The organism is Jiulongibacter sediminis (assembly GCF_001306455.1).
In the GTDB taxonomy this organism is placed as follows: domain Bacteria; phylum Bacteroidota; class Bacteroidia; order Cytophagales; family Spirosomataceae; genus Jiulongibacter; species Jiulongibacter sediminis.
This window is the reverse complement of record NZ_LGTQ01000017.1, coordinates 11,443-34,313: the sequence shown is the minus strand read 5'-3', so window position 1 is coordinate 34,313 and position 22,871 is coordinate 11,443. Positions and strand designations below refer to the sequence as shown.

Here is a 22,871-nt window from a genome sequence, read left to right as displayed (position 1 = left end):
TTTTGCATCGGGAAGTAACAACCTTTCTCTTTCTTTCTAACTACCTGTTTTTCTTTACTTTACAACAATATATACTACTCATATTTGTTGCCCATTTGCTCTTATTTGTATATATTTGTTGCTGTAGTGTTGCCCGAGCATCACATTTGTTGCCCATAAGGGCATATAATAGAATAGGGTGAAATCATGCAACATAACACAACATATTACTACTTATCACCACATTTCGCTACAAATGAGCAGCAACATACAAGTTCCCAAAATATGCCAGCATTGCGGCATTACCTTCGTTGCCAGAACGACAGTCACACGCTTTTGTTCTCATAAATGTTCCCAAAGAAACTATAAGAAAAGAGCCCGTGAAGCCAAGGTCGGAAAGACGCTGGAAGAAACACATGAAATTTTAGCGACCTCCTCACCTACTTCAGAAACACCCTTAAACAAGGAATATCTAAGTATGTCTGAAGTTGCGGCCCTTTTGGGAGTAAGCCGTTGGACAATAAACCGTATGCTTCACCGTGGTCAGCTAAATATGAAACAAGTGGGCAGAAAGAAGATAATTCCACGAAGCCAGTTAGATGCCTTTTTCCAATAAACATAAATTAATCACACATGAAAGTCACTTTACGCCAAAGAAAGAAAGCCAATAAAATCACCTTGTACCTGGATTACTACGAGAAAGGTAACAGAGAGTACGAATATCTGGGTTTATACCTCACACCTGAGCCAGAAAAGGGTTCCTTGTCAAAGGCCCAGAAAGACGAGAATCGTAAAATTCTTGAACTTGCTGAAAGCATCAGATCAAAACGCCATCTTGAGATTCAGAATAATATCTATGGTTTTAGAGACAAGGAGAAACTGAAAGGCAGCTTTTTATCCTACTTTGCCGCACTCACTGAGAAAAAAAGGAACAGCAATGGTAACTATGGAAATTGGGATAGTGTAAAGAAGCATCTGAAGATCTATTGCCCAAAGGACATTACTTTTGAACGTATTGATAAAGACTGGGTGCAAGGTTTCAAAGATTACCTGGACTATGAAGCCGAAAGCAAAAATTCTGTTGATGGTCTTTCCCTAAATTCAAAATACTCTTACTTCAATAAACTGAGAGCGGCTCTTAAACAAGCAGTAAAGGACGGTCTCTTAAATAATAATCCTGCTAACAGAGTTGAACCCTTTCCACAAGACGAAACACATAGGGAGTTTTTGACGCTTGACGAGGTCAAAAGAATGGCCAATGCCCACTGTAAAAATGAAACCCTGAAGAGAATGTTTCTTTTTTCATGCCTTACCGGTTTACGCTGGGGAGATATTGAAAAGCTTCAATGGCAGGAAATTCAGCATTCGAAGGAGCTTGGTTATTACATCCGTTTCCGCATGGCGAAAACTAACGGCGTAGAAACTCAACCCATTTCAGATGAAGCCCGCCAACTATTGGGAGAAGAGAAAGAAGGTAAATCAAAAATATTCACCGGCTTTAAATACGGCAACTGGAATAAAACTCTGTTACGCGATTGGCTCGATGAAGCCGGAATTTCAAAACACATTACGTTTCACTGTGCCCGTCATACCTATGCCACTTTGCAATTAACGCTAGGTACCGATATTTACACCGTTTCAAAGCTTCTTGGCCATAAAAATCTCTCCACAACTGAGATTTACGCCAAAGTAATCAATGAGAAGAAAATCGAAGCCGCCAACAAAATAAACATAGGTCTGTAATGGAATTGAAAATATTCAATCAAATTCTGTTTGGCTCATTGAAGCCCTGGAACTTTAAGATTCAAAATCAACGGGATTGGGCAGAGAACTATAATAAGGCCCGTCAAGCTTCTGAAAATTACAGCCTGAGTCTCAAAGATGCCTTTTATATCCTACTAAGGGAATACCCGAACGTATATTCCGGCATAGAAAATGAAATCCCTAACCACATATCTTTAAGCCCATTATTCTATTCAGAAAACCTCTCTCCGGTTTCCTTAGAAGATCAATTCTATGAACTACTAATAAACTTGGAGGTAAAACGAGTTTTAAACACCTTCAATGAATTTTCAGAAGGCTTTTCAAACGACATTGACGGTATTTTTCAAGTTGAAAAATTTCTAACAAACTTAAAAAGCTGTTTAGTACAAACTCATGAAAACCTATCTGAAGTCGAGGACTTTGACAATAAAGAACTTTCCGAGAAGGTACTTATTTTCATGTACAACAAGCTCCTGGTCCTGTTTTTTGATACCCAAATTCGATATCATCAATACAATAGAAGCCCTCTGAGCCTTGAGGACTTCTACATTCAAGAACTTGGTACGCTCAAACCTGAACATGCTGTTATTCATCCAACCCTTGAATATTTCTATAATAAAATTGAAACCGCCCTTGAGCTGAAAAGTACAGATCAACTCGAAAAGCTTATTCAGGAGTTAAATGATAATCCCGAAATAGAATCCGCAATTGAAAACGCCATATTTTTAATTCAGGAATACATTACTGTTGACGAGTGCTTTAATGAAGAGTATACTTCTGCCAAATTCACGGAACATAAGTCAATTCTTGAATCAGACATTTCTCAAAAAATCTATGGAATTGAACGCGTATCACTCATTGAATCTCATTTAGAAACTTTTAAATCTTTTAATTCGCCCAGTTCTATTCCTGGTAAATTAAAACATTGGCTTGAGCAGCAAAAGGTTATATATAGTCACAACCCGGCAAATACCTTTCCTGTTACTACAAAAACTGAAGAAGCGGTTACTCTCCAAGATAAACCAATGCCTGTGGCTACAAAAGATATAAACGCATTAAAAGAAATAGCATATAAGCATCTGGCTTTTTTTAAAGGCACCAATGAGTACAATTCAAAAATCATGAAAGACTCAGATCATGACATACTCATGGATTGGGTATATGAATTAATCGAGACGGAAAAAGTACCTTTCATTGCTCCGCCTTTGAAACAAATAAACCTAACTAACAATATGATTAGGTACACCTTCTATCTGATTCACAAAGAATTGTATGGTACACAGAAGATAAATATCGCCTGGATAGACTTTATCCATAAGGCATTTACACAATTTCAAGGTACTGAAACCTCTACCACAAAAACTAAATTCTCTACGAAACCTGCTAAATACGAGGCCATTAGAAAAGCCATGACAGGGTAATATCGGTAACATCTCGTTACCTCAAGTCTACCTTTCCTTTACCGGGTTCTTTTGCTGCTGTTGTTTGATTTATTCATTTTTTAACACAGTAGCAAAATGACACAAGATGCTTTAATTCTTGACAAGCTCACAGAAATAGCAGACAAGCTATCTGAGCAAAACATTCTTCAAAAGGCCGTATTAAACCTAAATGAGGCCAGTAAGTATTTGGACATTAGTCCTTCTCACCTCTATAAGCTAACCTCCACCAGGCAGATACCTCATTTCTGCCCGCAGGGTAAGAAACTCTATTTCAAACGCGATGAGCTAGACCAATGGCTTCAGCGTAACCGTCAGGCATCCGCCGACGAGATAGAGAAGATGGCGGCTGACTATGTCATCAAAAACAAAAGGAAGTAATCAACTAAAACAATCCACTGATGGCATCTAGTACCATATTTAAAGGCTTTTCTACACCGATTGAAAACAAATCCTTGCTCCTTTTAAGTAAACGAGTAGGCACCGATGAATTTAAAGAAACTGTTGAAGAGGTTCGCAGACTAAAAGAGTTGGGCCAGATTGAAGAGGCTCAAAAGCTAAAGCAATCCTTACTTGCCTTCACACCTTCTGCTACATTCAAAGGCAGACGGTTAATGGCTGAAATCGACCATTACAGCGGTTTTGTTCATCTTGACTTTGACAAAATTCCTGAGAATCAGCTAACTATTGCCATTGATAAAATTACTCAGGACCTACATACCTTTTGGTGCTTCCGTAGCCCGGGAGGCGATGGCCTTAAAGTCTTTGTTCAGGTAGATTCTGGTCAGGAACATCATGACATCGCCTATCTGCAAGTGCAGGAATACTATGAAAAATTAACTGGCCTTCCTGCCGATGAAAAATGCAAAGACATTACTCGCCTATGTTTCTTCAGCTATGACCCGGATATGTACCGAAACATTAGCAATCAAAAATTTGAGGTAAAAAGACCTTTGCAAATAATTGAGACGGTTGAAAAAAGTACACCTCCACCAGTTACAACCACCGAAAAGCCTTCTCACATACTGGAAGAGCTCTTTCGAAGTCAAGTCAATTTCACAAACCAAAAATCATCATATACTCATGGATCTCGTAATAATTTTATTTATCTGTTGGCTTCAAATTGTAACCGGGTGGGAATCCCCCTTGAAGTCTGCCTGGACTTATCTAAAAACCAGTTTGACCTCCCGCATAAGGAAATGGAGACATCTGTAAGGAGTGCTTATAATCACCATTCCGCTGAGTTTGGCAACTTTGCAAAGCTTGCAAACAAGCAAATTGATAACTCTTCTCCCCTACCAGATGAGCAGGAAGACTATCTAAAATCTACCCCAACGTTACCTGATGACATATTTGACAAATTGCCGGATATTCTAAGGGTAGGCTCAGAAGTATTCCAGGATAAAAGACAAAGGGATGTATTCTTAACCTCCGCACTTTCTATTCTCAGCGGCTGCTTGCCTGGTATTTATGGTTATTATTCAGGCGAAAAAGTCTTTCCCCATCTCTATACTTTTGTTATTGCCCCTGCAGCCAGCGGTAAAGGTGTGCTAAAGAATGCCAAAAGACTTGGCGATAAATACCATGAGAGGGTATTATCCGAAAGTACAAAAGCTCAAACCTTATTTGAAGACGAGCTTACCATGTATAAAGAGGCTTTGAGAAATAGAAAGAAAGGCGAAGCTCCACCCACTAAACCCAACGAACCGAAGTTTAGATTGGTCTTTATACCTGCCGATAGCAGCTCTTCCAGAATGATAGACCACCTTCAAAAAAACGGTGGCGAAGGTATCATCTGTGAAACAGAAGCAGATACTATGAGCGGCACTAAAAAGCAAGATTGGGGCGATTACTCACCAGTAATTCGTGCGGGATTCCACCATGAAAAAATAACACTCTCCAGAAAAACCAATAACGAATACATTGAGATCAAAGAACCTCGTTTAGCCATTTGTCTTTCTGGTACACCGGCCCAGGTCCCACGTCTAATTTCTTCAGCAGAAGACGGGCTTTTCAGCAGGTTTTTATTCTATGCCTTTAAAAATGACTTGCACTGGCTTGACCCCTCCCCTTTTAGCAGAAAATTTATTCTTACAGACCACTTCGAAGGCTTGTCTGAGAAAGTATTGCAAATGGTGGACTTTCTTTCAGTTCAAGATACTGAAATAGAAATGAGCCAAGACCAATGGCAAGCACTAAACTCATCATTCGCAAAGCATTTATATCAAGTTGGACTATATACTGGGGAAGAAGCCGCATCCATTGTTTTCAGATTGGGTTTAATCGCTTTTAGAATAGTTATGATTTTTACGGCTCTGAGAAAATTTGAAAACGGTGAGTTTTCAAAAAATCTAGTCTGCACTGATGAAGACGTTCAAATAGCTCTTGATATCTGCCAGGTCTATTTGCAGCACAGCCTTTTGATGTTTAGTAATTTACCCGGTAGTAATCAAGAAACCTCATTCAAACCAGGGGATAGCAAACGAAAATTCTTTGAAGCCTTACCACAAAACTTTACCAGACAAGAGGCTCAAACATTGGGTAAAACCTTCTCATTGGGAGTACGCACAATTGATCAGATTTTAAGAAATGCCTTGGGTAAGGATTTGAGAAAGGTAAAGTCTGGGGTTTATGAGAGAATAACTTCGAATAATTCTTATTCGTAGATGAACTATATCTATTAATTATCGCCCTCTTTCTTTTTTCATTTATCTTTGAAAAACTCAGCTCAATTTAACAAAGCTATATGCCCACCCTAAACTGGATAGGAAAAGAAAAAGTAGTCAATCACCACCGCGATGTCCCCTTTAAAGTTCTAGAACATCAATATGGCTTTACGGCCGGGAAGGGAGAATCACCAGAATCTACTAATAGCGGGAACATGATTATTCATGGCGATAACCTGGAAGCACTGAAAGCTCTTCTTCCTAAATATGAGGGCAAAGTTAATTGCATTTACATAGACCCACCATACAATACGGGCAATGAAGGTTGGGTGTACAACGATAATGTAAACGACCCGAAGATTCTCAAATGGCTGGGCGATGTTGTTGGTAAAGAAGGCGAAGACTTATCTCGACATGATAAGTGGCTCTGCATGATGTACCCGAGAATCAAACTTCTCCATCAATTATTGGCAAAAGATGGTGCTATCTTTATTTCCATTGATGATAATGAGCAAGGCCATTTAAGACTATTATGTGACGAGATTTTTGGAGGAGGAAACTTTCTTGGTAATATATGTTGGCAAAAAAAACAATCTCCCCAAAATGATGCCATTAATTTTTCAGATATGCATGATTTTGTTTTAGTCTATGCCAAAAGAACAAAGCAAAATCGAGTGGATTTAAATGGGTTCAATAGAAATCTAATACCAAAATCTGAAAAACAACTTTCACGTTATAAAAATCCAGATAATGACCCAAGAGGGCCCTGGGTCTCAAATGATTGTACAAGTAATAAAACGAGAAATGAAAGGCCAAACCTTTATTATCCCATCACAAACCCAAATTCAAATATCGAGATATTCCCTCCTGAGACTACCGTGTGGAGGTATGACATGATAACTTTTAATAAGTTGCTAAAGGAAGATCGCATTTATTTCGGCAAAGACGGAAAATCATTTCCTAGGTTAAAATTATTTCTCTCTGATGTAGCCGATGGAGTTGTTCCGACAACACTTTGGCTAAGAGATTTCGCCGGTGACAATCAACTTGGCAGAAGGGTATTTAGGAATATTTTCAAAGACATTGAAAGTGATTTTTCCACTCCGAAACCCCCACTTTTAATTTCTAGAATATTACAAATTGCCTCAACAAAAAATTCAATAATTCTAGACTCTTTCGCTGGTTCTGGAACAACTGCACAAGCAGTACTGGAGCTTAATAAAAAAGACGGAGGAAATAGAAAGTATATTCTGGTAGAGATGGAAGACTATGCCAATGACATCACAGCCGAGCGTGTTAAAAGAGTGATAAATGGCTATGGTGAAGGAAATAAAGCAGTGGAAGGCACTGGCGGTGCTTTTGATTATTATCAACTTGGCTTGCCTCTTTTCATTGGAGAAAATAAGGAGTTCCTGAATGAGAACGTCGGAGTAGACAAAATCAAAGAGTATATCTGGTACAGTGAGACCCGGTCATCTTTTGAGAAAACCACCAATGGACATGAATTTCATTTGGGTGATAAAAATCAAACTGCCTACTATTTCTATTATGAAATAGATAAAATCACCACTCTTGATCTTGATTTCTTATCCGGCATTACCGCAAAGGCAGAGCAGTACATCATATATGCTGATAACTGCCTGATTAATAAAGACTTTTTAGCCTCTCATAATATTGTTTTCAAAAAAATCCCTCGTGACATTAGCCGCTTCTAACCATGGAATTAAAAAGTTACCAACGCCTTGTCATTGAAAATCTGGAAAGCTTTCTGGACTACATTCAGAAAACTAACAGAATTGATAAAGCCTTTAATCAATTTTGGGAAGATAAGTGGGGGCCTTACGAGCCGTTGACCAAAAAGGGGATGGCTCCTTACAAAAACAATATCCCCGATGTACCCCATGTCTGTATTAAAGTACCCACTGCCGGTGGTAAGACTTTCATAGCGTGTAACGCTCTTCAGACTATTTTTTCTGCCTATGATGAAAAGTTGCCAAAAGCGGTAGTTTGGCTGGTACCCTGGAGTAATCTGCTAGATCAAACCATTTCAAACCTTAGTAATCCAGACCACCCCTACCGGCAAAAGCTAAATACCCTTTTTAATCACCGTGTAGAAATCTATTCTAAAACCGAACTACAGCAGGGTTCTAATTTCAACCCTACTGTTGTCAATGATCAGCTGTCTATTTTCGTCATGTCTTTTGCAAGCTTGCGAGCCAGAAAAAAAGAAGACCGCAAAGCCTATCAGGAAAATGGTCAACTGGCCGCCTTTGCAGATCAATATACTGACCGGTCTCAATTATTAGATGATATTGATGATACGGCTTTAATTAATGTCATAAGAAGCTTGCAACCGGTAGTCATAGTAGATGAAAGCCACAATGCTGAGAGTGATCTCAGTATTGATATGCTGAATAATCTTAACCCCTCTTTCATTCTTGACTTAACCGCTACGCCTAAGAATAACAGTAACATCATCAGTTATGTACCGGCCATAGAGCTAAAAAAAGAGCACATGGTTAAATTACCGGTCATCGTGTATAATCATCATGATAAAACAGAGGTAATTACCAGTGCCTTGCACCTACAAAAGAAACTTGAAAATCTGGCTATTCAACAGGAAAAGGCAGGAGGTAAATACATCAGACCCATTGTCTTGTTTCAGGCTCAGCCCAGAACCAATGAAGACAATACCACTTTTGATAAACTGAAACAGCAACTTCTGAAGGTAGGGATTCCAGAGGAGCAGATAAAAATAAAAACAGCAGAAAAAGATGAGCTGAAGGGGATTGACCTAATCTCCAAAGATTGTCAAGTAAGGTTTATTATCACCATCAATGCACTAAAAGAAGGTTGGGATTGCCCCTTTGCCTATATCCTGGCTTCATTGGCAGATAAATCTTCTGCGGTGGATGTGGAGCAGATTTTAGGTCGTGTATTACGTCAGCCTTATGTTTCTAAACAGGCAACTCCCCTACTGAATGTCTCCTATGTATTGACGGCCTCGGCAAAATTCAACGAGACCTTAGAGAAAATTGTAAACGGCCTTCAAAATGCAGGGTTCAGTGAGCGTGATTACCGTCAATCTGACAAAATGCCAGAGGAGGTAAAAATAGAGGCTATACAGCAAACCATGGAACAGTTTCTATTCCCCGAGCAAACCGAACAAGAAGATGAAATAGAAATAGAGCGTATCTCACTACCTGAAGATAATGATTCAGCAGAAGATTCAGAATCCACCATCGATCAAATTATATCTATGGCAGAAACCGAAAATGAAGCCATGGAATCAGAAATCCAAAGGTCTCTGAAATCAAATCCAGAAACTACACTATTATCAGAAATGGCAGATAAGGCGAATTATTACAGAATGCTTGATTCTAAAAAGGAACAGGCTCAAAATATCAGGCTACATCAATTCATGATTAAAGCCAACCTTAATACCATTTTTGGGATTGAAGAACTACCATTAAATCAGGAATCACTCCTCACCAATTTCCAGCTCTCAAATGAGGATATCAAAATAGATTTTGACCAGTTTAGCTCAGACCTTTATAAGGTAGATTTAGAAGAAGGCAACCAAAATCAATTCACTCCCAAATTCAGGAAAATAGAAGACCCAAACTTTAAAGATCCGATGATTGACCTGATATTGGCATCACCAAAATCTAATCAGATCAAGACGGTTTCTACTCAACTAATGCATCTTATCGGAAACATGTATCCTATTCCTGATCAGGAAATCAGAAAATACATTACCCGCATTATAGAGAGTCTCAATGCAGAACAAATCCATGATGTATTAATAAGAAAGCTTTCATATACAGAAAAGATTAAGGCCAAAATAAAGAGTCATGCTGATGCTTATGCAGAACAGCGTTTTAATGATCTTCTTAAAACAAATCAAATTTATCATCTCCCTGTTTGGCGATTCCCAGATGTCATTATTCCTGGTCGCCTGGGCCCCTCCATCGCAAATTCCTTATATGAAAAAGAAGCTGCTATGGACTCTAATTTTGAAACCTCAGTCATTATGGATATTGCTTCTTTGCCAAACATTGCCTTTTGGCATCGTAATCTTGGCAGAGGAAAAGGATTTGCCATAAATGGCTATAAATCAAATCACTATCCCGATTTTATAGTAGTCACTAATTCTGGCAATATAATCCTACTTGAAACTAAAGGAGATGATAGAGATAATCCAGACAGTGCCGCTAAAAGACGCCTTGGTGAAAAGTGGGCAAATATTGGAGGGGCTACTTATCACTACTTTATGGTATATGATACCATTTCACCAGAAGGTGCTTATAATAGAAACAAAGCCAAAGAATTGATTTCAATATTATAAATTTCACTTATAAGTAAAATAATATACTTTTGCACAACCAAAACAGAATATGAAATGGAAACTAGTCATGCTGGAGGAATACAGTGGAAACCACGCCTCTGTATATTCTGTTATACTAAATGAAGAGAATGGCACGTTATATGAGAACTTTATTGAAGAAAACTTAACTTCATTTAAAAGTGAAATACAGGACATTCATAAGAGACTAGTCACCATTGGCACGAAAACGGGTGCAAGAGAAGGATTCTTTAAACGCTATGAAGGTAAACCAGGCGATGGTGTTTGTGCCCTTTTTGATAAGCCAAATAGCAAACTAAGATTATACTGTATTAGGATTGGGAATGATATTGTAATTCTTGGGGGCGGTGGTCCAAAATCAAAGAAAATCAAAGCTCTTCAGGAAGATAAAAAACTAACAAAAGAGAATGCCATAATAAAAAAAGTATCAGCCCAACTCACCGAATTAATAAAACAAAAAGACATCAGGTATAGTACCGATGGTCTGAAACTGGAAGGCCAATTGGAATTTGATGACGAAGAACAATAGACAACATGAAAAAATACAAAAGCAGTCTTTTAGAAGAACTCTCAGCGGAGATTCATCCCTTAGAGCAGAAAAAGACTGATGCCAAAATGATACTGGCAGCCAAAATTGAAGATGCCATGAAGGCTAAAGGTTGGAACAGAACTCAGCTAATGAACGCAACAGGTCAGAAAAACCTTTCAATGATTACAAAGTGGCTTTCTGGCACTCATAATTTTACAACCGAAACTCTGGTGATCATTGGCCAAGCTTTAGGGATAAATCTATTGAATATTCAAATAGAGGAAACAAAGCCAAAACACTACTATGGGTTTGCCACAGGTGAGATTTCTCCGAAAGGCCATCATCAAGCAGGATCAATAATCTGGGCTAATCTCTCCCATTCGACTGAAACAATTTCGAGCAAAGTTCAATTACCAGCTGAAGCATAATGGCAGAACAAATAAACTTTCAAATAAAAGCTATCGAAACACTGGAGCTTTCAATCAATCAATTTGATGGCGAGATACCGGAAGAAATGCAGGTAGGTTATAACTATGAACTGCAACATAACATCAATGTAGAGCATCAGGTAACAGCCGTTGTTTGTACCCTAAAAATTTCGGATCAGAAAAGTAAAAAGACTTTTGGTCGCCTAAAAGTGGCTTGTATCTATCATATTGTGGATATAGAAAAGTATTTATCTGAGGACAAAAAGACGGTTCTATTTCCAGAGGGTTTTAATATTACCCTAAACTCAATTACCCTTTCCACCGTTAGAGGCATAGCCTACGCAAGGTTTCAAGGCACTTATTTGCAGAATGCAATATTGCCTATAATCGACCCTAAAAGTTTTGTTTTAGGCGATCCTCAATAATTTGTAACTTTTTGTTTTCAAAAAGCACTATCAATGGAAACCCTCCTACTAAATAACCAAACATACAGATACCACGAATACACCTTAGAAAAAGATTTTGAAAAGGTCATAGTAGAAAACGCTCTTCATGTTTTCGGTGAGAAAACCATTTACATTGACATCAAAAAAAGAATTGGAGATAGCATCTTAACCATTCCAGATGGCTATTTGATTGACTTCACTTTTCCAGAAGATCCGCGGCTATACATTATTGAAAATGAAATTTCCAGCCATGATCCATATAAGCACATAGGTAGCCAACTATTGAAGTTTGCGATTTCCTACAAAGCCAGCGGTCGTAAAATCAAATCCTTTTTACTTGAGCATCTAATAGAAAACCCTTCTTCCCTTAAAAAGGCAGAGAGTGGTCTTTTAGAAGCAGGTTACAGGAATATTGATGCGTTCCTTGAGAATATCATATTTGAAAAACCAGTGGCAGCCATCGTAGTTATTGACAAAGCTACCGACGAATTAGAAAATGTGCTGAGTCAATTGTCTATGCAGACGGCCATTATAGAGTTCCAATCCTTTTTATTCGGCTCAGAACTCATTCACAAATTCACGCCTTTTAATGCTGAAATAAATGAGGTCGTGGACAGAACCACCAGAGTCACTTCATTTTCACTCAGCCCTAAAGACTTGGATACTGTAATAGTACCTGCTAAAGAAGAAGGTTTTGAAAGGGTGTTTATAGGTGAAAACCGTTGGCATGAAATCCGTATTGGCCCGGCCATGCTGGAACGCATTAAATACATAGCCGCCTATCAGGTAGCCCCTGTCTCTGCTATTACACATATTGCAGAAGTAGCTTCTATTGAAAGATGGAAAGACACCAATAAATACGTCCTCAACTTTAAAGAACCTGCCAAAGAAATAGGCCCAATAGAACTAGATGGTAAAGGTCTTGCACCTCAGGCACCACGATATACTTCTTATGAACGCCTTATAAAAGCAACGAAACTTTCACAAATCTTTTAATTCCATCAATATGAACCAACAGCTACAAATCAACATAATCCCGCTAAATCCCAAAGAAGAAGAACTCACATTCCATTTCCTGACCCACAAACCGGATCATGAAACCTACTCCCCAATTCATAAAAATGATATTGGAGATCAGCTTTTTGAAGTTGTTAACGAAAGTGATCTGGAGCATGGCAATTGGCTTTATACCAACTTCGGTGAACCTCAGGAAGGCTCTATCGCACTCAAACTGAATTTAAAAGAGCATCCATATTTTGCACTTCACTATTTCCGTCATGTTCTTCGGGAGCATTTTAGAAATGGAGCTGCCATCATGCACCGCAATTTCACAAAAGACATAGAGTTATGGTATGAGGCCAAGGAGCAAAACAACCAGAAATATACCTTGTATTATAAGTTTACATTAAAAGTACAGCACGCTTATATTACAGAAGGCCCTGAGCTTGTTTTCTCTTTTGATGGCACCAGTAAAGTATTAAAGAAAAGTCTGGCTGAGATAAAAAACTTCAATACCCGACTTTATCATTGGATAGCCTATAAAAGTCGTTTGTATGAATACAATTACATGCCTGAAGAAATCAAGAATGACTTACAGAATGCTTATCCGGTGCTCTCCAATACATTAAAACCTTTTTTTGAGATTGCTTTCGATTCTCCCGATCTCAGAAATCGCTACCCAAAGTACAAGAGAAATCTTGACGGTTTTGCAGTAAAATATTTGTCGCATCCACACCTTAAAGAGGTATTGGGTATAATTCCAAAAATGACCTCAATTGAAGAAGAGGGGCAAATTGATAAAATCTCAGACCTTTCTTATGACCTGGAATATGGGAAAGATCGTTTTGGCAACAGATACACCGGCCGTGACCCCAAGAAAGATTTTAAAAAATACAAGGCTTACCGGCCAGTGCCACCACCCAATACAGTTAAGTTCTTTTTCATCTACCAGAAAAATCAGAAGAACACGGCTGTTAAAACACTATATAATTTCCTAAAAGATGGATATAAGCATGACCGCTGGCCATTTCCACCGATGGAGGAATACATCAGTCAGCCATTTCAGCTTGATCTGGATGCTAATATTGAATTTGAAAACATTGACACCGCTTTTGAGACTATCAGAAAGGCAGTAAGAACATTGAACAAGGAGCCCGAGACCCGTTACATGGCTTTATTTGTTAACCCTGTTCTCAAATTATCTCAAAATACTGATCATGTAAACATTTATTACCGAATTAAAGAGGTTTTGCTTAGAGAAGAAATTGCTTCGCAGGTAATTAAGGCGGAACATTTGTGGCAAAATGGTAAACCAAACGATTTCTTCAATGCTTTCTTACCACATATTGAAGTCGCTATGTTAGCAAAGTTGGGCGGTATACCCTGGCGTCTTAAAAGACCTTCTACCAATGAGTTAATAGTAGGCGTAGGAGCCTTCTACAATATAGACCGTAAAACCAGATTTGTTGGCTCGGCTTTTTGCTTCAATAATGAAGGTATTTTCAAAGGATTTGAGTGTTTCAAATCTACAGACGAAATCGCCCTGGCAGGTTCTATACGCGAAGCGGTAGGTAAGTTTATTGCAGCAAACTATCAGGCCGATAGACTCATCATTCACTTTTACAAAGCAATATCCAAAAACGAGCTTAGGCCAATAATGGCTACATTAAAAGCCTTAGGTCTGCCTATTCCGGTAATCATTATCACCATCAACAAAACAGAAAGTGCAGATGTAATAGGATTCGATACTTTGTCACCAAACCTGATGCCCCAGTGTGGAACTTATATAAAAGTTGGTAGAAATCAATACCTGCTTTATTGTAATACACGCTATGGTGCAAACTCTAATCCATCAGCCAAAGAATATCATTTCCCAATCAAACTTTCTATTTCCTGCACTACAGAAGACTATTTCAAAGACCCGGAAGTCATAAAAACTCTTATAGATCAGGTTTATCAATTCAGCAGAATGTACTGGAAAAGCACCGACCAGCAGAGCCTTCCAGTAACCATAAAGTACCCTGCAATGGTGGCCAAAATATATCCTTATTTTAAAGACCCTAAGCTTCCTGAGTTTGGTAAAGAGACGCTTTGGTTTTTGTAAGCTTGCAAACTTTGCAATGTTGCAAATCTGCAATAGTTCGCAAATTTTGTCGCTCTTAAAAAAAGAAAGGCTCGGTTCATTACGCCCGAGCCTTTCCCGCTACTAAATCCACACAACTTTGATTAAAGATATAAATTATCCTGAAAATAAATGCAGTGAAATAAAATTTCCAGTTTTGTATTGCTTGGTTATTAGGTCTCGCCTTCGGGTTCGCCTTTTGTTTCGTCAGGCATAAAAATGCTTTTAAAAAACACGAAGGCTATCTTACCTCTGAAACTGGCAATTTTATAAACAAGAAATGAATTAATTGACCAGGTATATCAATTCAGTCACATGTACTGGAAATCGGTTAGCCAATAGAATCTTGAATATTCCGGTTACTATCAAATACCCCGAAATGGTAGCCGAAATTTTTTCTAATTTCGAAGGCTCAGAAATCCCGGAGTTTGGGAAGAGTAATTTGTGGTTTTTGTGAGCTTACTAATGCATGTTAACAATTCATTAGCTATTCATAAATTTGATTACTCACTTTGGATTTAGTATTTTTGTTTTAATGAGATTCTCAGCAGCAAATATTCTAGCTATAGTTTCTTTACTTCTGATAGGAAGTTTTTCCATACCGGCGTACGCATGTGGGAAGAGCATGGAGAAGAAAGAAATGAAATGCTGCATGAAGTCTGATTCCAAATCCGGTCATGCTGATCAGAAATGCTGCTGTAGTTCAGAATCCGCTAGTGAGCATTCTGATAATCAAAATCATGATGATGGCTGTGGAGATAATTGTCCAGACTCTGGTTGTCATTGCTCTTCCTTTAACCATATAGCCGGTATTTATTCACTTACTGAGGAGCTAATTGAAACAGAAATTTCGATTTCCTTTACTACTCAATTTCCAGAGGTGAATTCATCACCTAAAGCCGCTTTTATTTCTTTCTGGCAACCTCCTAAAATAGGTTAATTAAAATTTCGTGGGATAACTGTGCTCACACGTTTCCAGTCAATTTTGGAGACATTTATTAATCTATTTTATAACACTTTGGATTTTATTCCAAAGTCAAACTCATATTCATTATGAAATCCGGAAAGATTTTTTCAACAGCACTTATTGTGCTTCTAATAAACTCTATTTCTTTATCATTTGCTTTTTCAGAACTATCAGAAACTCCTTTAAAGCAGGTTTATCTCAGCTATTTTGAACTTAAAAACACTCTGGTAAACAGTGATAAGACAGAAAGTTCATCTAAGGCAGAAGTATTACTTTCATCATTTGACCAGGTTGATATGAAGACACTTTCTCATGAATCACACATGGTGTGGATGAAAGTATTACCTGTATTGAAAAAGACAACCTCTGCCATAAATTCTTCAAAATCTATTGAGGAACAACGAAGCCATTTTTCTAAATTATCCGACAATCTGTACATAATACTTAAATCGGATAAACAGGCTCAAAAGACCTATTATCAATTTTGTCCGATGGCAAATGATGGTAAGGGAGCCAATTGGCTTAGCGAATTCTCAGCCGTAAAGAACCCCTACTTTGGTTCTTCTATGTTGACCTGCGGAAAGACAAAAGAAACCTTAAATTAGTAGGTACCCCCTACCCTGAAAGAAGAGTATGGAAAGGGCTGAGTTTCTCCGTAAACTTGGTTTTGGCTCGCTTATGGTTGCAGCAGGCCAAAGCCTCATTTCATGTATGCATGGAATGGATATGAATGTAGTGCCTTCGCAATTAGATGAAGGTCAGTTTCTTAATAAGCTCCCGGTTCCGGAGACCATTTACAGTGGTTCTGAATTATTGGCTCAAAATGCCATATCTAAACTGGATGCAATAAAAGAATCCAATGTACTCGGGTATCATGCTGGAATCTTAGGTCCTACAATTAGAGTTAGGTCTCAGGATTTGTTTTCGCTAAAGTTTCGAAATGGCCTTTCAGAGAAAACCAACATACACTGGCATGGTCTTTTAACGCCAGACACAATGGATGGCGGCCCAGACCTACGGATTAATGCCAATGCTGAATTTGAATATAATTTCAAAATAAATCAGGGTACAGGTACAAACTGGTATCACCCACATATTCATCAAAATACTGCCAGACAGGTTGTCAATGGTTTGGCCGGCCTGTTTATTGTTGAAAGTGATTTAGAAAATCAGCTGAATCTACCTCATGGAGATTTTGAGATTCCAATTGTCATTCAAGATAAATTAATTTCATCAGACGGGAACATAATTTATAATCCTGATATGATGCAAACCATGACTGGATATTTGGGTGACACCCTGCTGGTGAATGGTATAAAAAGTCCGTTCATTGAAGTCAGTCAAAACCTTTATCGTCTTAGGGTTCTTAATGGCTCTAATGCCAGAATCTACAACTTAACTTTAAGCACAGAATCCACTTTCCATATCATTGGTGCAGATAGCAGTCTTCTTGAAATTCCTGTAGAAGTGAAGTCAGTTTTACTTGCTCCCGGCGAAAGGCTTGATCTTTTAGTAAACTTCAATTCCGCAAGCGTAGGCGAAAGGATCTTTCTCAGAAGCGAAACGTTCTCTGGAATGGGTGATGCTCAAGGTAGCCAGGCTTTCAATATATTACAATTCAAGGTCACCAGTGGGGTTAAAATGGAGTTTAGTATCCCGGAAAAGCTCTTAACCTTATCTAATATCGGAGCAGAAACAGCTCTAAGAACTTTCAAATTTACAATGACGATGGGCTCTATGAATGCCATGCATAGAATCAATGGCAAATCATACAACATGAATCGCATTGATGAAACAGTAAAACACCTCGATACAGAAATTTGGGAGTTTGATAATTCTTCAGGAGATGAGCCTCATCCCATGCATATCCATGGCGTACAGTTTAAAATAGTCAGTAGAACGGGCAAACAAAATACAATACAACCTCATGAGAGAGGTCTTAAAGACACTGTTTTGGTAGGACCAGGAGAAAAGGTCCAGGTAAAAATGAAATTTGAGCTGAAGGGCAAGTTTGTCTTTCATTGTCATAATCTGGAGCATGAAGATGATGGCATGATGCTCAATTTTCAAGTCTCATAAACCATTTGAGCTATGTTAAATAAGATAATTAAGTATTTCCTTTATAATAAATTAGTTACACTCCTTCTACTGTTGCTTGTCATCGGATGGGGTGTAATCACTTCCCCCTTTGGTTGGAAAATTAGTTTTTTACCATCTGACCCCGTGCCGGTAGATGCGATTCCTGACATTGGAGAGAACCAACAGATTGTGTTTACGCAATGGATGGGGCGTTCACCGCAGGATATTGAAGACCAGATTACTTATCCGCTTACCACCTCTCTTTTAGGAATTTCGGGGGTTAAGTCAATCCGAAGCTCGTCTATTTTTGGGGTGTCCAGCATCTATATCATTTTCAATGAAGACGTTGATTTTTATTGGTCCCGCTCCCGAATATTAGAAAAGCTGAATTCTTTACCGTCTAATCTTCTTCCTGAAGGCGTTCAGCCTGCCCTTGGGCCCGATGCCACCGCTTTAGGTCAGGTATATTGGTATACTTTAGAGGGGCGTGATAAGACAGGGAAGCCCACAGGTGGCTGGGATTTGCATGAGATTCGTTCGGTTCAGGATTTTTACGTAAAGTATGGTCTGAACGCTGTGGAGGGGGTTTCTGAGGTAGCATCGATAGGTGGCTATGTGCAGGAGTATCAAATCGATGTAAACCCGGACGCCATGCGAGCTTATGGCATACCCTTGCACAAAGTGATGCAGGCGGTTAGAGAATCTAACAGGGATGTGGGTGCGAAAACCATTGAAATTAACCGGGCCGAATACCTTGTTAGAGGATTGGGTTATATCCGTTCAGTAGAGGACCTGGAAAAAGCCGTGGTAGCAGTAAACCAAAACGTCCCTATTCGAGTCAAAGACATTGGGGTAGTGACACTGGGACCAGCCACCAGAAGAGGGCTTTTAGACAAAGACGGTGCCGAAGTGGTAGGAGGAGTGGTAGTCGCAAAGTATGGGTCCAACCCTCTAGAGGTTATTAATTCCGTTAAAGAAAAAATAGGCGAAATTTCCAGCGGTCTGCCTAAAAAGACTCTTTCTAATGGTGTAGAGAGCCAATTGACCATCGTTCCATTTTATGACCGCACTCAGCTCATAGAAGAGACTTTGGGGACATTGGAAGAGGCACTCTCTCTTGAAGTTTTAATCAGTCTCCTTGTAGTCATTGTCATGGTGCTGAACCTCCGGGCTTCCTTGTTGATTTCAAGTTTGTTGCCCATTGCTATTCTGATGGTCTTCATAGCCATGCGTTATTTTCATGTAGATGCCAATATCGTCGCTCTTTCCGGAATTGCGATTGCCATTGGCACTATGGTGGATTTGGGCATTGTACTTTCTGAAAATGTCCTGAAAAAAATGGAGGAAGCTCCGCCAGGCCAACCCTTAATTGCCACGGTTTATCAGGGAGCGGCAGAAGTAAGCTCTGCCATTGTTACAGCCGTAGCTACTACTGTGGTGAGTTTTGTTCCCGTATTTACCTTACAGGCCGCCGAAGGTAAACTCTTTACACCGCTGGCCTATACCAAAACCTTTGCACTAATAGCAGCATTGCTTGTGGCTTTGCTACTACTTCCCAGCTTTGCCCATTGGTTTTTTGGTGTTAAAATTAACAATGAACGTCTTAAGAAGTACGGAACTATTTCCCTACTTCCGATAGGTCTCATCGCCCTTATCTTTGGGTATCTTCTTCCAGGAAGTATTCTGATTCTGTTCAGCTTGTTGGGAATCGCCAAAACCTACCTGGCTTCAAAAAGTTTTGCACAGTCTTCAGTATGGACCTTCATTTTTAAGCATGGCGAACTTCTGGTAACGCTCATTGCGGTGGTATGGCTTTTAGCCAAATTTTGGTTGCCGCTGGGAGCCGGCACGTCGCTTTTTGTCAATTTCATTTTCGTGGCGATTATGGTTGGGGTAGTTCTGGCCATTTTCCTTCTTTTGGAGAAATACTACGTACCCATTTTAAGCTGGTGTCTGGAACATAAAAAGAGTTTTCTTTTAATTCCTTCTTTCCTGATTTTTCTTGGGGCAAATATATGGTTAGGTTTTGACAGCATCTTTGGGTTCATTGCCACAGGTTTTGAGCAAGTCAAGGTAGATGTTCGCAAAACAGCAGTTTGGTCTGGCATGAGCCACGCTTTCCCGGGAATGGGCAAGGAGTTTATGCCTTCTCTGAATGAAGGAAGTTTTCTCTTGATGCCAACCTCAATGCCCCATGCCGGGGTGGAGCAAAACCGTCAGGTAGTTCAGCAATTGGACATGCTTCTGGCTAACATCCCGGAAGTTGACCTGGCCGTAGGAAAAATGGGAAGAGCAGAAACCGCTCTGGATCCGGCTCCGATTTCCATGTACGAAAACATCATCAATTATAAACCGGAATTTGCTGTAAATACCAAGGGGCACAGAGTACGGTTTCGTGTTGATGAATACAATAATTTTATTAGCTCACAAGGAGATACTTTATCAAATGAGGATGCTCTGCAGCAAGGCATTTCACCTTCCGATTTGATTATTGACCCCAAAGGAGAATACTTTAGAAACTGGAGGGAGCAAATCAAATCCAGTGACGACATCTGGAACGAGATAGTTCGGGTAACAAAAATCCCGGGCGTTACCTCTGCCCCACGACTTCAGCCCATTGAAACCCGTTTGGTGATGCTTCAAACTGGCATGAGAGCCCCGATGGGTATAAAAGTATATGGGCCCGATCTTCAAACTATTGAAGGTTTTGGATTGCAGCTCGAGAACGTATTGAAGGAAGTACCTTCTGTCAAACAGGAAGCCGTTTTTGCCGACCGGATTGTGGGCAAGCCCTACATTCATATGAATATAAACCGGGAGGCCATTTCTAGGTACGGCCTCACCATCGAAGATGTTCAAAGAACCATAGAAACGGCTATTGGTGGTATGCAAATCACCTCAACGGTTGAAGGCAGGGAGAGATTCCCGGTACGGGTAAGGTATCCCAGAGAACTCCGGGATGACCCCGGCAATCTTAAAAAAATATATATTCCTACTCCTACCAGCGTGCAGGTTCCACTGGGAGACCTCGTAGAGATAGCTTACGTGCAAGGTGCCCAAATGATAAAAAGTGAAAATACTTTTTTGGTGGGTTACGTGCTGCTCGATAAAAAAGAAGGTTTTGCTGAGGTGGATGTTGTAGAAGCCGCTCAAGCTCATATCGAAGAAAAAATACAGAATGGCGAACTGGTCGTTCCTGCAGGAGTAAGTTTTAAATTTTCTGGGAGTTATGAAAACCAGCTTCGGGCTGAAAAACGCTTATCTATTATAGTGCCTCTCGTTCTGGGCATCGTATTCCTGATTTTATACTTCCAGTTTAAATCAGTTTCCAGCTCATTGATGGTCTTTACTGGCATTTCAGTGGCCTTTTGTGGAGGTTTCATCATGCTATGGTTATGGGGGCAGAGTTGGTTTATGGATTTTGCCTTTTTTGGTGTGAACATCCGAGACCTTTTCCAAATGCACACGGTCAACCTAAGTGTGGCTGTTTGGGTAGGTTTTATTGCCCTGTTCGGAATTTCCACAGACGATGGGGTGCTCATGGGAACCTACCTCACCCAAAGTTTCGAGGAAAATAAATACAGCAATCTAAAAGAGCTACGCCATGCTGTGGTATTAGGTGGCCAGCGACGCATAAAAGCATGTACTATGACCACCACGACCACCATCATTGCCTTGCTGCCCATTTTTACATCAACCGGTAAAGGGGCTGATATCATGATACCTATGGCAATTCCGGCCTTTGGTGGAATGATAATCGATATAACCTCATATTTCATCTTGCCCGTTCTTTTTTCAATTCGGGAAGAGCGAAAATTAAAAAAACTGAACGCATGAAAAAGTTAATCTATCGTTATATGTTCCTCCTTACAGTGGTTATACCTGTACATGGGCAGACTTTGGAGGAATACCTGCTTATGGCTGCTGAAAACAACCCTGATATACAGGCAGCCCACAGTGAGTTTAATGCTGCTTTACAGAGGATTGCACAGGTAAATGCATTACCTGACCCTACAGTTTCCCTTGGGGTTTTTGTAAGCCCTATCGAAACCAGAGTGGGAGCACAAAGAGCCAGGCTCTCGCTAAATCAGATGTTTCCCTGGTTCGGTACCCTGAAAGCCCGGGAGGAAGCAGCAGGATTAATGGCTCAAGCCAAGTTTGGCGAAATCAATGTGCTTAAGAATGACCTGTTTCTGGCCCTAAAGCAAAATTATTTTCCTCTTGCCGAAATCAAGGAGCACATTCGTATCAGTGAGGAAAATCTGGAAATCCTGCAAACCTATAAGCTGCTTAGCACGGCCAAATATTCCAATGGAAAGGTTCCATTGTCCGATGTGCTTCGGGTTGATATTATGATTGAAAACCTTCGTACAGAAATTTCTTTGCTGAGAGAAAACATTAAGCCTTACGAAGTAAACATAAACCGGCTTTTGAACAGAAGCGATTCATTAAGTATTCACATTGAACCACGGTTTACACAAGGCTTGACAGGAATAGATTCTGAACCCATCGAAGATTTAGTGGACAGGAACCCTTCCTTGCTTCTGGTCGATGCAAAAATTGAGGCGGAAAAGGCCAATGAGAATTTGGCTAAATTGAGATATAAGCCAAATCTGGGAGTTGGACTGGACTATGCCATGATTTCCAAAAGAAAAGAGGTAGAAATGGCTCAAAATGGCAAAGATGTATTGATGCCCATGGTTTCAATTAGCTTACCTATTTTCAAAAAGAAAAATGCCGCCTACGTCGAAGAATCCAAACTGATGCAAATGTCCCTATCCCAAAAGCGGGAGGGTATCGAAAACAAACTCAAAGGCAGTTACGCCATGGCGTTCTTTGAACTGGAAAAGGCTTTGGAATTATTTCAGCACTACCAAAACCAAATTGAAAAGAACCAACGTATCCAAAATCTCCTTTACACGGCTTATGCCAATTCCGGGGAAAATTTTGAGGAGGTATTGAGAATTCAACAAGAGACTTTGCGATATGAGATGGCCAAAGCCTCTGCAACGAAAAACTATTATCTGAGTTTGGCAAAATTGGAGTCCTTAACAGCCAGTGATTTATAAAGTAACCATAATAGATAT

Annotated in this window: 17 protein-coding genes; all 17 read left to right on the top strand. The window is 39.6% G+C overall.

The annotated features are described in order from the left end of the window. Positions 1–235 precede the first annotated feature (235 nt). The 17 genes from AFM12_RS19255 (at position 236) to AFM12_RS19175 (ending at position 22,853) form a co-directional block, all read left to right on the top strand. A complete protein-coding gene (locus AFM12_RS19255) occupies positions 236–595 on the top strand; it encodes a helix-turn-helix domain-containing protein (RefSeq protein ID WP_055152056.1) in 360 nt (119 codons plus the stop codon). A gap of 17 nt (positions 596–612) precedes the next feature. After that, the gene (locus AFM12_RS19250) at positions 613–1,722 is read left to right on the top strand and encodes a site-specific integrase (RefSeq protein WP_055152053.1); all 1,110 of its coding nucleotides are present in this window, start codon (positions 613–615) and stop codon (positions 1,720–1,722) included. Then, complete coding sequence (locus AFM12_RS19245; RefSeq protein ID WP_055152050.1) at positions 1,722–3,164, top strand: hypothetical protein; 1,443 nt, start codon at positions 1,722–1,724, stop codon at positions 3,162–3,164. The genes AFM12_RS19250 and AFM12_RS19245 overlap by 1 nt, the downstream gene beginning before the upstream one ends. Before the next feature lie 96 nt (positions 3,165–3,260). Beyond that, the gene (locus tag AFM12_RS19240) at positions 3,261–3,563 is read left to right on the top strand and encodes a helix-turn-helix domain-containing protein (RefSeq protein ID WP_055152047.1); all 303 of its coding nucleotides are present in this window, start codon (positions 3,261–3,263) and stop codon (positions 3,561–3,563) included. A 20-nt stretch (positions 3,564–3,583) separates the two neighbouring features. Beyond that, a complete protein-coding gene (locus tag AFM12_RS19235) occupies positions 3,584–5,848 on the top strand; it encodes a DUF3987 domain-containing protein (protein ID WP_082391421.1) in 2,265 nt (754 codons plus the stop codon). 80 nt (positions 5,849–5,928) lie between these two features. Continuing rightward, complete coding sequence (locus tag AFM12_RS19230) at positions 5,929–7,563, top strand: site-specific DNA-methyltransferase (RefSeq protein ID WP_055152041.1); 1,635 nt, start codon at positions 5,929–5,931, stop codon at positions 7,561–7,563. A 2-nt stretch (positions 7,564–7,565) separates the two neighbouring features. Continuing rightward, positions 7,566–10,196 carry a DEAD/DEAH box helicase gene (locus AFM12_RS19225; RefSeq protein ID WP_055152038.1) on the top strand — a complete coding sequence of 877 codons (2,631 nt, stop codon included), beginning with the start codon at positions 7,566–7,568 and terminating at the stop codon, positions 10,194–10,196. Between the two features lie 49 nt (positions 10,197–10,245). Further along, positions 10,246–10,743 (top strand): hypothetical protein, encoded by a 498-nt coding sequence (locus AFM12_RS19220; RefSeq protein ID WP_055152035.1) that lies wholly within the window; start codon positions 10,246–10,248, stop codon positions 10,741–10,743. A gap of 5 nt (positions 10,744–10,748) precedes the next feature. Next, positions 10,749–11,171: a helix-turn-helix domain-containing protein gene (locus tag AFM12_RS19215; RefSeq protein ID WP_055152032.1), complete on the top strand. Its 423-nt coding sequence runs from the start codon at positions 10,749–10,751 to the stop codon at positions 11,169–11,171. Then, complete coding sequence (locus tag AFM12_RS19210; protein WP_055152029.1) at positions 11,171–11,596, top strand: hypothetical protein; 426 nt, start codon at positions 11,171–11,173, stop codon at positions 11,594–11,596. The genes AFM12_RS19215 and AFM12_RS19210 overlap by 1 nt, the downstream gene beginning before the upstream one ends. 33 nt (positions 11,597–11,629) lie before the next feature. Further along, complete coding sequence (locus AFM12_RS19205) at positions 11,630–12,613, top strand: DUF8743 domain-containing protein (RefSeq protein ID WP_055152026.1); 984 nt, start codon at positions 11,630–11,632, stop codon at positions 12,611–12,613. A gap of 10 nt (positions 12,614–12,623) precedes the next feature. Further along, positions 12,624–14,720, top strand: a complete 2,097-nt coding sequence (locus tag AFM12_RS19200; RefSeq protein WP_055152023.1) for a Piwi domain-containing protein — start codon at positions 12,624–12,626, stop codon at positions 14,718–14,720. A gap of 643 nt (positions 14,721–15,363) precedes the next feature. After that, on the top strand, positions 15,364–15,678 hold the full coding sequence (locus tag AFM12_RS19195) for a hypothetical protein (RefSeq protein WP_055152020.1): 315 nt from the start codon (positions 15,364–15,366) through the stop codon (positions 15,676–15,678). A gap of 113 nt (positions 15,679–15,791) precedes the next feature. After that, a complete protein-coding gene (locus tag AFM12_RS19190; protein ID WP_055152017.1) occupies positions 15,792–16,310 on the top strand; it encodes a DUF3347 domain-containing protein in 519 nt (172 codons plus the stop codon). A gap of 28 nt (positions 16,311–16,338) precedes the next feature. Beyond that, on the top strand, positions 16,339–17,784 hold the full coding sequence (locus AFM12_RS19185; RefSeq protein WP_055152014.1) for a multicopper oxidase family protein: 1,446 nt from the start codon (positions 16,339–16,341) through the stop codon (positions 17,782–17,784). A 12-nt stretch (positions 17,785–17,796) separates the two neighbouring features. Next, positions 17,797–21,621, top strand: a complete 3,825-nt coding sequence (locus AFM12_RS19180) for an efflux RND transporter permease subunit (RefSeq protein ID WP_055152011.1) — start codon at positions 17,797–17,799, stop codon at positions 21,619–21,621. Next, the gene (locus AFM12_RS19175) at positions 21,618–22,853 is read left to right on the top strand and encodes a TolC family protein (RefSeq protein WP_055152008.1); all 1,236 of its coding nucleotides are present in this window, start codon (positions 21,618–21,620) and stop codon (positions 22,851–22,853) included. The genes AFM12_RS19180 and AFM12_RS19175 overlap by 4 nt, the downstream gene beginning before the upstream one ends. Positions 22,854–22,871 lie beyond the last annotated feature (18 nt).